Genomic DNA, 15,650 nt, shown 5'->3' with positions numbered 1-15,650 from the left:
GAGTAGGAAGAAAGGATAGATAAATGACTCGTTACGTCATGGTCATCGACCAGCGTCGCTGCATCGGCTGTCACTCCTGCACGGTTGCTTGTCGTACGTGGAACAAGCTTCCACTTGACATCGTCTACAACCCCGTGGTCACCGAGGGCGCCCAGGGCACGTGGCCGAACGTCCACAAGTCCTGGCAGCCGCTGCTGTGCATGCACTGCGAGAACCCCGAGTGCGTTCCCTGCTGCCCGTCCGGCGCGAGCCAGCAGGACGAGGACGGCACCGTGTGGGTCGACCCTAAGAAGTGCCTGTCCTGCAAGGTGTGCGTGAACGCCTGCCCGTACGGCATGCGCGACGCCTCGCACCTGGAGGACCGCATGCACCGCTACGTGCGCAAGTGCACGTTCTGCCGCGACAAGCGCCAGCTGGACCCCTCTGCCCAGCCGTACTGCGTGCTGACCTGCCATCAGAAGGCCCGTATCTTCGGCGATCTCGACGATCCGAACAGCGAGGTCTCCAAGCTTATCGGCTCCGTGAAGACCGAGCGCCTCTTCGAGGAGTTCGGCACCGAGCCGCAGATCTACTACATTCCTGACTTGGGAGGTAAGGCATAATGAAACATCATTATTGGGAACCGCCTATCGCCCTGTACCTTTTCCTGGGCGGTCTGGCGGGCGGCATCCTGTTCCTGGCCGCCATCTTCAACAGCTTCGTGGTCCCCGGCTACGCCGAGGTGTTCGCGCTGCCCGTGCTCGTTTCGCTGGTGTGCGTGGCCATCGGCTGCGTGTTCCTGGTCGTCGACCTGGGGCAGCCGGGCGTGTTCTGGCGCGTGTGGACCACGTCGAAGTCCATCATCAAGTGGGGCGCTACGTTCCTCGTGATCGCCGCGGTGTTCGCGCTGCTGTTCCTGCTGGCGTTCATCGGCGATGCCTGGCCGATCTTCGCGGGGCTGTCCGGCCTGCTGAAGCCCGCTGCGGACTTCTTCCTGATCGTGGCCGGCTTCTTCGGCCTGTGCATCATGATGTACACCGGCATCATGCTGTCCACCCTGAAGGCGCACGCGTTCTGGGCCACCCCGGCGCTGCCCGTGCTGTTCACTATCTCGGCCATCTCCACGGGCTGCGCGGCCATCGTGCTGTCCATCGGCGGCTGGCCGGCGGCCATGACGCTGGAGAGCCTGTTCGTGTCCGAGATCGTGCTGGAGATCCTGCACGTGGTGGACATCGTGCTGGTCATCGCCGAGCTCATCGTGCTGCTGACCATGGTGCTGTCCTTCGCGGGTGCCGGCAACGAGACCGCCAAGGCGGCGGCGCGCCGCTGGGTCAAGGGTTCCTACGCTGGCCTGTTCTGGGTCGGCATGGTGGGCCTGGGCCTCGTGGTGCCGCTGGTCATGTACATCGGCGGCGGTCACTCTGCCGCGGCCACGCTCGTGGCGCCCATCCTGGTGCTGTGCGGCGGCTGCCTGCTGCGCTTCATGGTGGTCAACACCGACGACCGCGCCGAGATCCCGGGCGAGAACCGCTACTACAACCGCCTCGCCAAGAACGATGCGGAGTTCATCACCAAGTGGACGTACGGCGACAACCAGTTCTAAGGCGGCCGCGAGGCCGTGAGCGCGCAGGCTTCGCGCTGCGCGTACGCTGACGGGGGGCCCGGCTTATCGGTCGGGCCCCCGCCTGCCGTTTTAACCGAGTATCCAGGGGGGAACATGGAAGACTACGTATTCGAGGACGTGCTGGCCGGAAGCACCGTGACGTGCGGCTTCCCGGGCCTTGACACGCGGGTGGCGGCGGCCGACGGGCCGCGGCGCGCCCGCACCCTGTTCTTCCCCGGCTGCTCGCTTATCAACTACGCGCTGCCGCTCGTGAAGGCGGTCTACGACCTGCTAGCGCAGGCGGAGCGCGTCGAGGGTATCTCGCTTCTGTGCTGCGGGAAGATCTTGAGCTTCGAGCCGGACGGCAAGGCCGTGCGCGCGGCGTTCGAGGACGAGCTGTGCGCGCACGTGGCCGCGGCGGGGGTGGAGCGCATCGTGGCTGCCTGCCCGAACTGCGTCGCCGCCTTGCGCGGCGCCCTTGCCGAGGACGAGCGCACGGCCGGCGTGGAGGTGGTGCCGCTGCCCCTGGAGCTGGAGGCGCTGGGCTACCGGGTAGACGCCGAGGTGGCAAAGCGCCTGCTGGCCGCCGAGCTGGAGGCGGGAGCGGGCTTCTATGAGGTGTGCGCCGAGGGCGCCCGCCCGCCGCTGCGGTTCAGCGTGCACGACTCCTGCCCCGACCGGGCCACGGGCGAGTTCGCAGACGGCCTGCGGGCGCTCATGCCCGCCGAGCTGGCGGTGGAGCCGGCGCATGCGCGCCGGAGCTCCCAGTGCTGCGGCTCGCTCGTGCGGGCGGCGGGGCATGCGGACAAGGCGCTCGAGCAGTCGCAGGCGCGCGGGGCCGAGGCCGTGGCGGCCGGCGGCTCGGCCATCGTGGCGGCATGCGTGAGCTGCTCGTTTTTGCTCTCCGTTTCGCAGTGGCGCGTGCCGGTGTTCCACTACCTGGAGCTGCTGTTCGACTGGCGCATCGACTGGCGCGCCGCCGATGCCTACATGAAGCTGCGCTTCCTGTTCGACGAGCCGGCGGCGGACGGCGGCGAGGCGCGCCCGTTCAAGGGGCTCGCTCCCGAGCCTGGCGACGACCGGGAGGAGGCGCGATGACGGCCGAGGTCAAGCCCACGAACTGCCACTATTGCGGCTACTGCTGCGCGTTTCTGGCCACCGTGGAGGATGGCCGCGTGACGGACCTCGTGCCCGACCCGTCGCGCTACCCCTACGACGAGCGCATCCTGGCGGGCTGCCGCCGCTGGCGCATGAACCTGGATGCGCTGGACGGACCGGACCGCGTGAACTACCCGCTGCGCCGCGCAGGCAAGCGCGGCGGCAACGAGTGGGAGCGCGTGAGCTGGGACGAGGCGCTCGACGACATCGCGGCGCGCCTGCGGGCGCTGGCCGACGAGCACGGCCCGGAGACGCTCGCGAGCGCCATCGGCGGCCCGCATGCCTCGTTCTGGCCGCTGCACCGCTTCATGAACCTGTTCGGCAGCCCCAACAACATGGGCATCGGGCAGATCTGCTGGAACCCGCGCATCTGGATGGACGCGCTCACGTTCGGCTGGACCGTGGAGGCCGACATCGTGCCGGGGGTGACGGAGTGCCTGTTCATATGGGGCACGAACCCGGCTCAGTCCGACAACTCGGCGTTCTGGCGCTCCATCCTGGCGTTCGCGCGCTCGGATGCGGCGCTCGTGGTCGTCGATCCGCGGCGCACGCAGGCGGCGGCCGTGGCAGACCTCTGGCTGCCCGTGCGGCCGGGAACCGATTGCACGCTGGCGCTGGGCCTTTTACACGTGATCATCGGGGAGGGCCTGGTTGACCGCGCGTTCGTGGACGCATGGTGCCACGGGTTCGACGAGCTGGCCGAGCACGTGCGTCCCTACACGCCCGCGCACGTGGCCGCGGTGTGCGGCCTGCCGGAGGACGACATCGTGCGGGCGGCGCGCCTGTTCGGGCGGGCGGGCGCTGCGGCGCTCGTGTCGGGCCGCGGCGTGGACCAGGTGGGCGCGAACGTGGCGCCCACGCACCGCGCCATCTGCTGTTTGCGCGCCGTGACGGGAAACGTGGACAAGCCCGGCTCGTGCGTGCTGGCCGAGGGGCCGGACTTCGTGTCGGAGATGGAGCTGGAGATGTCCGACGCGCTGGCGCCCGAGAGGCGCGCGCGCTGCCTGAACACGCCCTTCACGCCGCTGCAGTGCTACGACGGCTACGACCGCGCCCGCAAGCTCACCGAGAAGCTGGGCCGCACGCTGCCGGAGCGCTACCTGACCTCCGCGCTGCCGCACCTCGTGCTGCGTGCCATGGAGGAGGGCGAGCCGTATCCCGTGCGCGCGCTCATCGTGAACGCCACGAACCCGCTGCTCACCTATGCCGACACGCACCGCGTGTTCGACGCGCTCATGGGCCTGGACTTGCTGGTGGTGCTGGACTACTATATGACGCCCACGGCCATGATCGCCGACTACGTGCTGCCCGCGGCCGGCGCCATCGAGCGCCCGGTGCTGCAGGTGCACGGCGGCGTGGCGAACATGGGCTACGGCGGCCCCGCCGCCGTGGAGCCGTACTACGAGCGGCGCACCGACTACGACGTGTTTCGCGGCTTGGGGCTGCGCCTGGGGCAGGAGGACGCGTGGCCGGAGGAGACGCTCGCCGACGCGTTCGCGGCGCAGCTCGCGCGCGCGGGCATGGACTGGGACGCGTTCTGCCAGCTGGGCATCTACTGGCAGCCGCCGGCGCACGCCAAGCACGAGCTGCCGGGCCCCGACGGCCGGCCGCAGGGCTTCGCCACCACCACGGGCAAGATAGAGCTGGCGAGCGAGTTCCTGCCGACGCTCGGCGGGCCGCGCCTGCCGGAGCCGGCCGCACCGGCGGCGCCCCTGTGCTCGCCGGAGCTCGTGGAGGACGCCGAGCGCGCGGGCGGCGCTCATCTGCCGATGATCACCGGCTCGCGCAAGCAGCCCTACAACGCGTCGATGTACTTCAACAACCCGGCCTTCCGCCAGAAGTCGCCGCACCCGGTGGCGGAGGTGAGCGAGGCCACGGCCGGGCGGCTCGGCCTGAAACCGGGCGATCGCGTGGAGATCGCCACCGACAAGGGCTCGGCACGCTTTATACTGGAGACCGCGCCCCTGCGCGACGACCTGGTGAACGTGGACTACGGCTGGTGGCATCCCGAGTGGGAGCCGGGCGGCCCCGACCTCGGCGGCATGTGGGAGTCGAACGTGAACTGCCTCACGTCGTGCGAGCCGGGCGAGCCGCTGATCGGCACGTGGTCGTACAACGCCATCGACTGCGTCATCCGGCGCATCGACGAGCCTTTGAGCTGGGAATAGACGAATTGCCGTGCGCGGAGAGCGCACGCGGGAGACAACTGGTAAGAACGACGAGAAGGAGATAAGTTCCTATGGCCGAGAAAAAGCAAGCGCTGCTGCTGTTCAGCAAGCCCCCGGTGCCGGGCATGGTGAAGACGCGCCTGACGACCGAGCACGACGGTTTCCTGAGCCCGGCGCAGGCGGCCGAGTTCTTCAAGCGCAGCCTGTACGACGTGAGCGAGCTTGCCATGCACGCGCTCATGGAGCTGCAGATGGAGAACGACGCGGCCGTGGCGGCCGACCCGAGCGTCGACAAGGTCACGTACGACTTCTTCGTGTCCACGACGCCCGCCGAGAACGTGGAGCTGATGAAGGAGACCTACGACGCCATCGGCCCCTGGCCCATGGAGATCCACTACATGACGGACAAGGGCGCCACGTTCGACGACCACTTCGACTACGCGTTCAAGGAGATCTTCGCGCAGGGATACGAGCACATCGTGTCCGTGGGCGGCGACATCCCCACCATGCCGAAGTCGCACATCGTGCAGGCGTTCCAGTGGCTCGACTACTTCCAGAGCATCGGCAAGCCCGGCTTCGTGCAGGCGCCGTGCCAGGAATGCGGCACGTCGCTCGTGGGCTTCAGCCACAACACGCCGATGGACCACCAGGGCGTCTACTACAACCTGGACGGCCGCCCGGCGCTCGACGGCTACATGGAGAAGCTGGAGGAGCGCGACGTTCCCTCCGCGTTCCTGTCGCCGGTTGCCGACATCGACGAGAAGACCGACCTCGCGCACGCCATCTCGTGCATGCGCGCCATCAAGCAGGCGGCCGTGTTCCAGACCGACCTGTTCGTGCCGCAGCGCGTGCTGGACTGGGTCGATTACATGGGCATCCAGGTGATCACCCCGCCGAACGACGAGCACGACCCGCGCCAGTACATCGACCAGGAATAGCAGGAGCGCCGCCATGGGAGCGAACGAGAACACGGCGGCCGATCCGGCCGCGCAGCGCACGCCGCTGCACAAGACCACGGCGCTCTGCCCGGATTGCCTGGACGAGCTGCCGGCCGAGGTGTACGCCGACGCCGAGGGCGTCGTGTGGATGGAGCGCACCTGCCCCGACCACGGGAGGCTGGCCACGCGCATGTGGCCCGACGCCGAGCACTACCAGTGGCTGCGCTCGCTCGCGTTCCCGATGACGGCGCCGCAGAACACCCTTGCCGCCACGGCCCCGTGCCCGCACGGCTGCGGCACGTGCAGCCGCCACCAGCGGCGCGGCACGCTGCTGGAGATCGAGGTCACGCGCAACTGCAACCTGCATTGCCCCGTGTGCTTCATGAGCGCCGAGACGGGCGAGGGAGACCCCACGCTGGCCGAGATCTCCGACATGTACGACGTCATCGCGAATGCGGTGGGCACCGACGGCGCCGTGCAGATCACGGGCGGCGAGCCCACGTGTCGCAAGGACTTGCCCGAGATCATCCGCATGGGCCGCGAGAAGGGCTTCTGGGGCATCGAGGTCAACACGAACGGCCTGGTCATAGCCGCGCGCGACGGGTATCTGGAAGAGCTCGTGTGGGCGGGGCTCACCGGCGTGTACCTGTCGTTCGACGGCCTCACGGGCGAGGTGTACGAGGGCACGTGCGGGCGCGACATCCTGGACGTGAAGATGCGCGTCATCGAGCGGTGCCGCGAGGTGGGCATCCAGGTGGTGCTGTCCGTGGCCGTGGTGGCGGGCCTGAACGACGGGCAGCTGGGCGACCTCTTGCGCTTCTGCCTGGACAACGCCGACGTGGTGGCAGGCTTGGCCCTGCAGCCGGCGTTCACGTCGGGCCGCTTCGACGCCGAGCGCGCCCTGCCCATGAGCTCGGGCGACGTGATCTTCCAGCTGGCCGAGCAGTCAGACGGGCTCATCGAGCCGCGCGACGTGTGGCCGCTCGGGTGCTCGAACCCGCTGTGCGACACGGGCGTGTTCTTCGTGAAGGGCGAGCCTCCCGCGGGCGTGCCGGCGCATCCGTCCGGGTTCTACCCGGCCACGCGCGCCATGACGATGGAGGAGTACCACGCGGGGTACTCGCCCGACAGCCCGCAGGGCTCGGTGTTCCTGGACATCCTGGACAAGAAGGGCGTCGAGGTGGCGAGCGGGCTCTCCGTGGTCATCATGAACTACATGGACGCGGTGTCCATGGACACGCAGCGCCTGCGCGAGTGCTCCATGATGGTGACGGTGCCCGACGGACGCGCCATCCCGTTCTGCTCGTACCATCTGACCGATTCCGCCGGGCGGCGCGTGTACCCGCCGTGGTGCAAGGAGGAGCTGCGCTGATGGCCGACTACCGAATCGTGAACGACCCGAACCGGTGCGTGAAGTGCGGGCTGTGCATCGCGTTCTGCCCGTGCGAGGTGCTGGAGGCCGACGAGGAGGGGCATCCCTTCGCGGCGCGCATCGAGGACTGCGTGGGGTGCACCACCTGCGCGGGCAACTGCCCGCAGCGCGCGCTCTCCGTGGAGGCCACGGGCGATGCGGTGTACGACCCCTTTGCCGACGAGCCGCGGGCCGAGCCCATCGCGCGCGAGCTGCACGAGCAGTACGAGGAATGGCAGCGCGTGATCATGGAGAAGCTGGGCCTGCGGTGGCAGCCGGTGGCCGTGAGCCTCATCGACAAGGACGAGCTTTTGCCCGACGTGCCCCTGCCGCCCGAGAACCAGCGCTTCTGCCAGGCCATGATGGCCGCGCGCCGGGGCGCGAGCATTCTCATGCCGCCGCATAGGCACTCGTGCCCGGACGGCACGTCCATCTTCGGCATGACCGGCGTGCCCGAGAAGCTGGCCACCGGCGAGATATACGTGCTGTTCCACAAGGTGGTGAACGCCGAGGCCGCCGCCCAGATGGTGGCCGAGCGCCCCACGCTGCCGCCGAAGAGCCGCCGCGCCACCTACGTGGCACCGCTGGCGAAGACGGTGCGCAAGCCCGAGGTGGTGGTGGTGACCGGCACGCCCGAGCAGATGATGTGGCTGTGCATGTCCATGAGCTACTACTCGGGCCACCGCTTCGACTTCCACGCGAGCGGGTTCAACTCTATGTGCGTGGAGGCGGTGCTGTATCCCCTGACGGAGCAGGAGCCCAACATCACGTTTGGCTGCTACGGCTGCCGCGCGGCCACCGATGTGGCCGAGGACATGATGTTCATGGGGCTGCCCGTGGACAAGCTGCCCATCGTGGCGCAGGGCCTGACGGAGCTGGCGAAGAAGGCCATCCCGGATTCGCGCATGAAGATCTACGTTCCGCCTATCATGTAGGGAAGGAGCTCCCATGACGAACGAGCTGTTCACCATACGCGATGCGCGGCCGGACGACAAGGCCGTGCTCGACGGGTACGCCAACCTGGAGGGCATGGACGCCATCCCCTCCATCGAGGGCGTGCGCGTGGCCGTGAACGAGGACGACGAGGTGGTGGGGTTCGTCCGCATCGCGCTCGCCGATGACGGCACGGCGTTCGTGAACCCCGTCATCACCCACGAGACGTGGCGCGGGTTCGGCGTGGGCCGCGCGCTCATGGAGGAGGCCCTCGAGCGCCACGGCGAGCTGCGCCTCGTGTCGCGCGGCGGGAGCCTGCCGTTCTACAAGGCCCTGGGCTACGAGCGCATCGGCTGGGACCTCATCGAGATGTCCCTCGTGGACGACTGCGACCACTGCGAGATGCGCGAGGAATGCGGCCCGGTGCCCGTGCGGAAGGTGCTCTAGGCGGGGAATGGGCAGCCAACTTCCCGTGGATGCACTGCACCGGTTGGGAGATGTCGTCGCAGGGATCTGAAAAGCACGAACATCAGAATAGTATTCTGCCAGATGTCCAGATTTTGCTGGACTTGAGGTCGAAGAGCTAACATGCCCTTGTGTCATGATGCAAAGCGAGATGCAGCCGATTCGCTTCGAAGGCCCGCGCCTTTGTGCCGGTACGAATCTTTTCATATTGTTGCCCTTTGATAATAATTCCTCTTATCGAAGGGCGAGCGAAGAAGAGGTTTGCCATGTTGGCTGTTGACCGAAGCCCTCATGATTGAAGCTGGCCGGAAAAAGTTCTACTATGATCGAACTGCGGGCGAGGTGCCCGTTCGCCGGGGAAGAGGTTGGCGGCAGGAGTGCGTTCAAAGGGGACAGATGGGCACTTCGACTGAAAAGGGGCTACGAAATGCCGTCGTGCGGGCAAAGCTGACGCAGCCGACGTTGCCGATCGGGTACGTGGGCAGGACGGTGCCCCTCGAAAAGCTGGAGCTTCTTGCGCGACAGAAGCTGACGCTGGTCAGCGCGCCGATGGGTTACGGGAAAACCGGCCTGTTGGTGGAGTTCGCACGCAAGAAGGCGAAGGAGGGGCGCCTTGTCTCTTGGCTGACGATGGATGAGGAGGACGTTGACCTCGCTCGCTTCCGCGACCATGTGGTGGCGGCGTTGGGCAGGTTCGGCGCGGAGGCGGCCGAGACGATCGGGCCTTTAGCGCCTGTAGGCGAGCAGCTTGAGCACGGTGCGGGGCTTGACCGCGATGTCCTTGTGGCCATCGGCAACGCGCTGTTCGAAGCACTGCCCCCCGGTATTCCCTGCTATCTGGTGATCGACGAGTACGGCTGTGCGGGCCGGCGCAGCCTCGATGCCCAGATGCTGCGCTTCTGCTCCCTGACGCCTCCCGATTTCCATGTGGTGCTCGCCTCGTCCGCGTTCTCGTGGGCCCTGCAAACCGACGCCTACCGCCTGGGATTCGGCTGCCTTGCTGCGGAGGATCTGGCCCTGACCTTCGACGAGGCGCGGCAGTTGGCGGATGCCGTCTGCAACGAGCCCCCATCCGACGAGGCACTTGCGAAGGCGCACCGCTGCGTCGAAGGGTGGCCCCAGGGGCTCGTGCTGGCGGCGCGATCGCTGTCGGGCGCGCGGAGCGCGGACGGCGTGCGGTTGGACGGTTCGCTTCTGAACGTGCGGCGCTACTTCCAGGCGCAGGTCACGCGCTTGGTGACCGGGGACCTGTTTTCGTTCATGCTGGAGATATCGGTGCTCGAGACGTTCAGCCGCCCCCTTTGCGAGGCGGTCTTCGGTTCCGGTTCGACGCAGGCCCTTCTCGACGAGCTGATACGGCGCAACCTCTTCGTCGTGCCCTGCGACGAGGAGGGCACGTGGTTCCGTTTCAACGCGCTGTTCGCCGACTGGCTGCGCACCGAGCTTCTGCAGCTGCGAATCGAGGAGATCAGGCAGAGGTGTGCGCGGGCCAGCGAGTGGTTCCACGATTATGGGATGCAGGACGAGGCAGCGAAGTACCTGCTGCTGGCGAGCGACTTCGACTATGTGGCGAACCTGACCGAGGCTACCTGCTCGCTTTCCCGCTCGGACAAGCGGATCCACTACCTTTTGTGGCTCTGTCGCATACCCTCGGCCGAGTTCGCCTCCTCGCCGCTTCTGTGCATGCTCTCGGCATGGTCGTGCATCACGAATGCGCGCGTCGCCGACGCGCAGAGCTGGATCGCCCGCTTCGAGCGTAGCATGCAGGAGCCAGCGCATGCGGGTAGTCTCGATCCGAGCATCGTGGAGTTCTCGTCGAAGTGCCTTAAAATGAAGTGCGTTGCCATGGAGGGCGACGGCCAAGAGGCTCTTGCGCAATGCGACGAGCTGCTGAACAGCGGGTATGAGATTAAACCCTCGCTTATGAGCATGATCTACCAGTCGCTCGGCGAAGCATACGAGCGTATAGGTGACATGGCGCAGGCCCAAGAGATATACCTGCAAGCCCAGGCAAGCGCAAGTGTGGACGCCACGATGCACCAGCTGCTGTTCAACTCGTTCAACTTTGCCGAGGTGCAGCATTGCTTCGGCGAGCTCGACGAAGCCCGCGAGAGTTGCGAGAAGCTTCTGCAAACATGCCCTTCCGATTTCGCCCTTTACGGTGCCATCTGCGCGCTGCTGGCGCGCGTGCTGCTCGAGCGCAACGAGAAAGAGCGGGCCTCGGTTTTGGTGGAGCGCTCGCTCAAGCGGACCTCGCATTACCGGCACATCGACATGTACCTTGAGGCCAAGATGGCCCAAGCGGGGCTGCTCGCTGCGAGGGGAAGCCTTTCCGAGGCGTACGAGGTCATCGTCGAGGGCATCCTGCATGGCGAGCAGAAGGACGTTCCGCGAGCCGTGCTGCTGCGTGCCTACTTCCAACAGGCGGAGATAGCGGCACGTCGCCGGAACCTGCGCGACCTGCTCCTCATCGAGAGGAAGTTCGCCGCGCGGGTGCATGAGGGGGATGTGTATTGCCAGCTGCTGCTTTCTCTCGTGCGCGCCCTTTCGGCTTGGGAGAAGGGCGACGGTCCGACCGTCCTCGAGACGCTCGAGTCGGTCGAGGTGCATGCACGTAAGGGCCGCTACGTTTGCCTGCTTGTGAAAGCCCTCGCGGTGGAAACGGTCGTTTTGCGCGAGATAGGAGAGGGGTCGCGCGCCTGCGCCCAGCTGAAAGAGCTCTTGACGTTGGCAAGCCGGTACGGTTTCATGCGCAGCCTCCTCGATGCAGGCGAGCCTTTGCGCGACCTTCTACGTGACTACTCGACGACGCGCAAGGCGGGTGCATCCGTTCGGTCTTACGTGAAGTCTCTTTTGGTTGAATTCGAGCGGGAATTGCCGGAGGCGCCGTCGGGCATAGACGGTCCGGGCGCGTTCGCCAATGACGGGCCCGACCCGCTTACCCCTCGTGAGCTGGAGATCCTCAAGCTCCTCAATATGGGCTTGTCGCGCAAGGAGATATCCGAAACGCTCTGCATCAGTGTCAACACCGCGAAGAAGCACCTTGCGAACATCTACAGCAAGCTGGGGGTGGGCACGCGCGAGGAGGCTCTACGGGAGTATGCGGCGAACCGCTCCGTTGGGAACGGGGCGTCGGGGTCTGTCGCAGCGGCTAGGGAATGAGCTCTTCTCACCCCCGCACCTTACCCGCGCTCCTTACCCTCGCGTTCGGTCTTGTGAAGGTCATGACCCCTGCTTCTCCCCTGCGTATTCTCTTCAGGTAGAGGCCACCTTGTCCGGTGGCACCGACCCAGAGGAAAGGATACGCCATGTGCTTCAGACCGCCAGTGGCCGTCGAGGGGCCGAAGAACTGCCCGAAATGCGGAGCGGAGGTGCCGACCGGGGCGGCGAAGTGCCTGGGCTGCGGCGCCGCCTTGCAGGTGCCGGTCGTGCTCGCACCCGGCGCCCCGGCTGCGTCCAAGGTCCCCGGCGCTCCGGGAGCCCCCACACCGCCGCCCGCACCGGGCGCCTGAACAAGGGAGCGTGGGCGGGCGCATCGAACCCCCTGAACGGAGCGCCCGCCCACGCCACCTTACCCCGTCCCCTACCCGGCCGTTACCCCGCGCCTCACCCGCGCGATGTCACGAATTCGGGTCATGTAATCAGGCGGGGCCTCCAGTAGAGTGAGGGCATCGTAAGGGGAAGGCTTCCGGAAGCGCTCTTCACGACGCCTCGTGTCAACCAGGTAGAGAAGAGAGAGGGGACAACCATGTCCGAGAGCATGGTCGGCGTGCCGAACAACCACGTCGACGAGAACGGCATCCGATGGCGCCGCACGCGCTGCCACATGTGCCACATGAACTGCGGCATCTTCGCGGGGGTGGACACGGCCACGGGCCGTTTGGTGGAGTTGAGGCCCAACGACGACGAAGGTGCGGTGCTGTGCAACCGCCTGGGCGAGCGGGGCCAGCGCGCCATCAAGTTCCATTACCATCCCAAGCGCATCAACCACCCGCTCAAGCGCGCGGGCGAGCGCGGCGAGGACAAGTGGGAGCAGATATCCTACGACCAGGCCATCAAGGAGATCTCCGAGAAGCTCCAGGGGCTCATCGACAAGTACGGCCCCGAGACGCTCGTGTCGTCCGAGGGCACCTACCGCTCTGACCACCTGTGGGCGCGCAGCCGCTTCACGAACCTGCTGGGCAACCCCGGCAACGTGGTGGACCCCGGCACCATCTGCTGGTGCTGGAACTACTCCCTGAACATGGCCATGGTGGGCTGGCCCGTGGAATCGATGATGCCGGCCTCGCCGCAGCAGTCGAACACGATCGTCAACTGGGGCAAGCGCTGCTCCGAGTCCTACGCCCCCGAGGCGCCGCTGTGGCGCGTCATCAAGGGCCGCACGACGGTGAACGAGAACGGGCCCGCCCAGATGATCGTGGTCGACCCGGTGTGCATCCCCGAGTCCGGCCAGGCCGACCAATGGCTTCAGCCCTATCCGAACACCGACTGCATCATCTGCCTCGCGTGGATCAACTACATCGTGGAGCACGAGCTGTACAACGAGGACTTCCTCAAGCACTGGTCCAACGCCGTGTTCCTGTTCCGCACCGACACGAACAAGCTGCTGCGCGCGAGCGACATCGATGCAGACGGCAGGTTCGAGGACTTCGTGGCGTGGGACGCCAAGCGCGACGGCGTGCTGGCGTGGTGCTCCGACGAGAACCGCTACTGCACCGAGGAGGGCGTGGAGGTGGATGCGCAGCTCAGCGGCACCTACCGGGTGAAGCTCGCCGACGGCGGCGAGGCCGAGTGCATCACCGTGTTCGACGCCATCGTGCGGCGCGTGGCCGAGTACACGCCCGAGCGGGCGTCGAAGGTGTCCGGCGTGCCCAAGCGCAAGATCGAGGAGGCGGCGAAGCTCTACGCCACGAACGGGCCGGCCTGCATCATCTGGGGCCTCGGCGGCGGCGACCAGCACGGCAACAACGCCGCGAGCTTCGGCATAGCAAAGACCATCCTGCGCATCATGACCGGCAACATCGACAACCCCGGCGGCGAGTTCGTGGGCCAGCCGGCCGACCCGAACTCCGTGGGCAAGGAGAAGGACTTCCCGGTGCGCGACGCCGAGATGGAGCTCTCCGAGCTGCAGGACCCGGAGAACCAGGCCAAGTACATCGGCAACGACCGCTTCCGCGTCATGGCGTGGCCCGGCTTCAAGAAGATCGACAAATGCTACCGCAAGATGTTCGGCCTGCCGCGCCCCATGCTCCATCAGATGCTGTGCTCGCCGTCGCTCGTGCTGGACGCCATCATCGACAAGAAGCCGTACCCCATCACGGCGATGATCGCGTGGTCCTCGAACCCGCTGGCGTGGATGCCGAACACGAAGAAGGTCTACAAGGCGCTGAAGAGCCTGGAGCTGCTGGTGGTGTGCGAGTACTGGAAGACGCCGACGGCCGCGCTGGCGGACTACATCATGCCCGCGTGCGACTGGATGGAGCGCCCGATGTGCACGACGTCGGAGGACTCCATGGACTTCATCACCGTTGGCGACCGCGGGGTTGAGCCCTACGCCGAGCGCCATATGGACTACGACTTCTTCCGCTCCCTCGGTTGCGCCATGGGCCAGCAGGAGCAGTGGCCGTGGGAGACCTACGAGGACGTCATCCAGTACCGTATCGACCGCTGCGGGCTCAAGTACGAGGACGTGGTGAACGCGGGCACGTACTTCCCGTACCCCACCGAGTACTACAAGTACGCCAGGCGCCTCGAGAACGGGCAGATCCAGGGCTTCGCCACGCCGTCGCGCAAGGCCGAGGTCTACGCGTCGGTGCTCGAGGAGCTTGATTACGACCCGCTGCCGGTGTACCGCGAGCCGGAGTCGCCGCTCGGCAACCCCGAGATGGCGAAGGAGTACCCGCTGCGCCTGACCACGGCCGGCCGCATCAGCCCGCTGTACCACTCCGAGATGCGCACGCCGGGCCACGGCACGCGAACGGTGGCGCCGTACCCCATGACCTGGATGCACTTCAACGACGCACGCGCCCTGCACATCAAGGAAGGCGACTGGGTGTGGATCGAGACGCCCATGGGCCGTATCCGCCAGAAGGCGCACCTGGGCTGGGACATCCCCGAGGGCGTGGTGCAGGTGCCGCCCAGCTGGTGGTACCCCGAGCTTCCCGCCGAGGAGCCCTGGTCGCAAGGCGTGTTCGAGGCTGCCGCGAACGTGCTCATCGACGACGACCCGGACAAGGCCGACCAGATGACGGCCACGTGGAACTGCCGCGGCCTTCTGTGCAAGGTGTACCCCTGCATCGACCCGTCCGACGGCGCCGACGACAGCATCCCGGCCGCGCTCTACGACGGCACCCACGGAACCGTGTGGGACAAGGCCGCCGAGAACCTGGGCTTCTGGGAGTTGAAGAAGTAGGAGGGGAGGTTTCCCGCCGCATTCCGGAGGGAGGAGGGCAAAGGCAGAACCTCCTTCCTCCTGGGGCGGGGGGTATGGGGAAGCGCAAGCGCGTTTCGAGGAGGGGCGCCGCGCCTCTCCTCACGCTGGAAAGGGGGTCTCGTGGGAGCGTATGCGCCGATGGGCTTCTACCGCAACAAGCCGCGCGTGAAGGTCGACGAGGATTACTGCCGGGGGTGCCTGAACTGCGTCTCGGCGTGCCCACGGGAGGGGAAGGTGCTCCGTGCATGCAAGGTGGGCGGGGAGATCCGCGCGAAGGCCGAGCATCCGGAGCTCTGCGTTGGCTGCGGGCGTTGCGTGAACGCATGTCCCACCCACTCCATCAGCATTTACTTTGTTTGACTGCTGAAAGCGCCGTAAGGCGCGATAGTTGGAGGACTCGAAAGGGTTTCTTCGTCAAATATTCCACTGTCCCTTTTAAGGAGGGGAAAGATGAGAGAGAAAGCTTCCTTTAAGGTCGGCGTCGTCGCGGTCGCCGTGCTGATCGTGGCCGCGACGTTCCTCGTCCCCAACCCGGAGGGCCTCGCGTTCGAGGGCAAGATGC

Annotated in this window: 12 protein-coding genes; all 12 read left to right on the top strand. The window is 66.7% G+C overall.

Annotated features, from left to right (window positions below; genetic code table 11):
* Positions 1-23: 23 nt before the first annotated feature.
* The 12 genes from C1877_RS13795 to C1877_RS13745 all read left to right on the top strand — a co-directional run bounded on the left by C1877_RS13795 (position 24) and on the right by C1877_RS13745 (position 15,448).
* On the top strand, positions 24-602 hold the full coding sequence (locus tag C1877_RS13795) for a 4Fe-4S dicluster domain-containing protein (RefSeq protein ID WP_041239379.1): 579 nt from the start codon (positions 24-26) through the stop codon (positions 600-602).
* Positions 602-1,582: an NrfD/PsrC family molybdoenzyme membrane anchor subunit gene (gene nrfD, locus C1877_RS13790; protein WP_015539683.1), complete on the top strand. Its 981-nt coding sequence runs from the start codon at positions 602-604 to the stop codon at positions 1,580-1,582. Before C1877_RS13795 ends, nrfD begins: the two co-directional genes overlap by 1 nt.
* Positions 1,583-1,696: 114 nt before the next feature.
* Entirely contained in the window at positions 1,697-2,680 is a 984-nt protein-coding gene (locus C1877_RS13785) for a heterodisulfide reductase-related iron-sulfur binding cluster (RefSeq protein ID WP_114569430.1), read from the top strand.
* On the top strand, positions 2,677-4,908 hold the full coding sequence (locus C1877_RS13780) for a molybdopterin-containing oxidoreductase family protein (protein ID WP_114569429.1): 2,232 nt from the start codon (positions 2,677-2,679) through the stop codon (positions 4,906-4,908). The genes C1877_RS13785 and C1877_RS13780 overlap by 4 nt, the downstream gene beginning before the upstream one ends.
* Positions 4,909-4,979: 71 nt before the next feature.
* Entirely contained in the window at positions 4,980-5,846 is an 867-nt protein-coding gene (locus tag C1877_RS13775) for a TIGR04282 family arsenosugar biosynthesis glycosyltransferase (RefSeq protein ID WP_015539682.1), read from the top strand.
* A 13-nt stretch (positions 5,847-5,859) separates the two neighbouring features.
* Positions 5,860-7,218 carry a radical SAM protein gene (locus C1877_RS13770; RefSeq protein ID WP_015539681.1) on the top strand — a complete coding sequence of 453 codons (1,359 nt, stop codon included), beginning with the start codon at positions 5,860-5,862 and terminating at the stop codon, positions 7,216-7,218.
* Positions 7,218-8,192, top strand: a complete 975-nt coding sequence (locus C1877_RS13765; protein ID WP_114569428.1) for a DUF169 domain-containing protein — start codon at positions 7,218-7,220, stop codon at positions 8,190-8,192. The genes C1877_RS13770 and C1877_RS13765 overlap by 1 nt, the downstream gene beginning before the upstream one ends.
* 13 nt (positions 8,193-8,205) lie before the next feature.
* The gene (locus C1877_RS13760) at positions 8,206-8,637 is read left to right on the top strand and encodes a GNAT family N-acetyltransferase (protein ID WP_114569427.1); all 432 of its coding nucleotides are present in this window, start codon (positions 8,206-8,208) and stop codon (positions 8,635-8,637) included.
* Positions 8,638-9,051: 414 nt separating this feature from the next.
* On the top strand, positions 9,052-11,817 hold the full coding sequence (locus C1877_RS13755) for a winged helix-turn-helix domain-containing protein (RefSeq protein WP_181813857.1): 2,766 nt from the start codon (positions 9,052-9,054) through the stop codon (positions 11,815-11,817).
* Positions 11,818-11,963: 146 nt separating this feature from the next.
* A complete protein-coding gene (locus tag C1877_RS15200; protein WP_147274564.1) occupies positions 11,964-12,167 on the top strand; it encodes a zinc-ribbon domain-containing protein in 204 nt (67 codons plus the stop codon).
* Positions 12,168-12,403: 236 nt separating this feature from the next.
* Positions 12,404-15,067 (top strand): molybdopterin-containing oxidoreductase family protein, encoded by a 2,664-nt coding sequence (locus C1877_RS13750; RefSeq protein WP_114569425.1) that lies wholly within the window; start codon positions 12,404-12,406, stop codon positions 15,065-15,067.
* A gap of 141 nt (positions 15,068-15,208) precedes the next feature.
* Positions 15,209-15,448, top strand: coding sequence for a 4Fe-4S binding protein (locus C1877_RS13745; RefSeq protein ID WP_147274563.1), 240 nt, complete (start codon positions 15,209-15,211; stop codon positions 15,446-15,448).
* Positions 15,449-15,650: the final 202 nt, after the last annotated feature.

It is taken from the genome of Gordonibacter pamelaeae, assembly GCF_003340385.1.
Classification (GTDB): Bacteria; Actinomycetota; Coriobacteriia; order Coriobacteriales; family Eggerthellaceae; genus Gordonibacter; species Gordonibacter pamelaeae.
The sequence above is the reverse complement of the archived record's forward strand: the minus strand, read 5'-3'. Positions and strand labels throughout refer to the sequence as shown.

Excerpts from the sequence above, each read along its gene's own strand:
- C1877_RS13795 (WP_041239379.1), top strand. The coding sequence starts at position 24 with ATGACTCGTTACGTCATGGTCATCGACCAGCGTCGCTGCATCGGCTGT.
- C1877_RS13770 (WP_015539681.1), top strand. The coding sequence starts at position 5,860 with ATGGGAGCGAACGAGAACACGGCGGCCGATCCGGCCGCGCAGCGCACG.
- C1877_RS13780 (WP_114569429.1), top strand. The coding sequence starts at position 2,677 with ATGACGGCCGAGGTCAAGCCCACGAACTGCCACTATTGCGGCTACTGC.
- nrfD (WP_015539683.1), top strand. The coding sequence starts at position 602 with ATGAAACATCATTATTGGGAACCGCCTATCGCCCTGTACCTTTTCCTG.
- C1877_RS13760 (WP_114569427.1), top strand. The coding sequence starts at position 8,206 with ATGACGAACGAGCTGTTCACCATACGCGATGCGCGGCCGGACGACAAG.
- C1877_RS13750 (WP_114569425.1), top strand. The coding sequence starts at position 12,404 with ATGTCCGAGAGCATGGTCGGCGTGCCGAACAACCACGTCGACGAGAAC.
- C1877_RS13785 (WP_114569430.1), top strand. The coding sequence starts at position 1,697 with ATGGAAGACTACGTATTCGAGGACGTGCTGGCCGGAAGCACCGTGACG.
- C1877_RS15200 (WP_147274564.1), top strand. The coding sequence starts at position 11,964 with ATGTGCTTCAGACCGCCAGTGGCCGTCGAGGGGCCGAAGAACTGCCCG.
- C1877_RS13775 (WP_015539682.1), top strand. The coding sequence starts at position 4,980 with ATGGCCGAGAAAAAGCAAGCGCTGCTGCTGTTCAGCAAGCCCCCGGTG.
- C1877_RS13765 (WP_114569428.1), top strand. The coding sequence starts at position 7,218 with ATGGCCGACTACCGAATCGTGAACGACCCGAACCGGTGCGTGAAGTGC.
- C1877_RS13755 (WP_181813857.1), top strand. The coding sequence starts at position 9,052 with ATGGGCACTTCGACTGAAAAGGGGCTACGAAATGCCGTCGTGCGGGCA.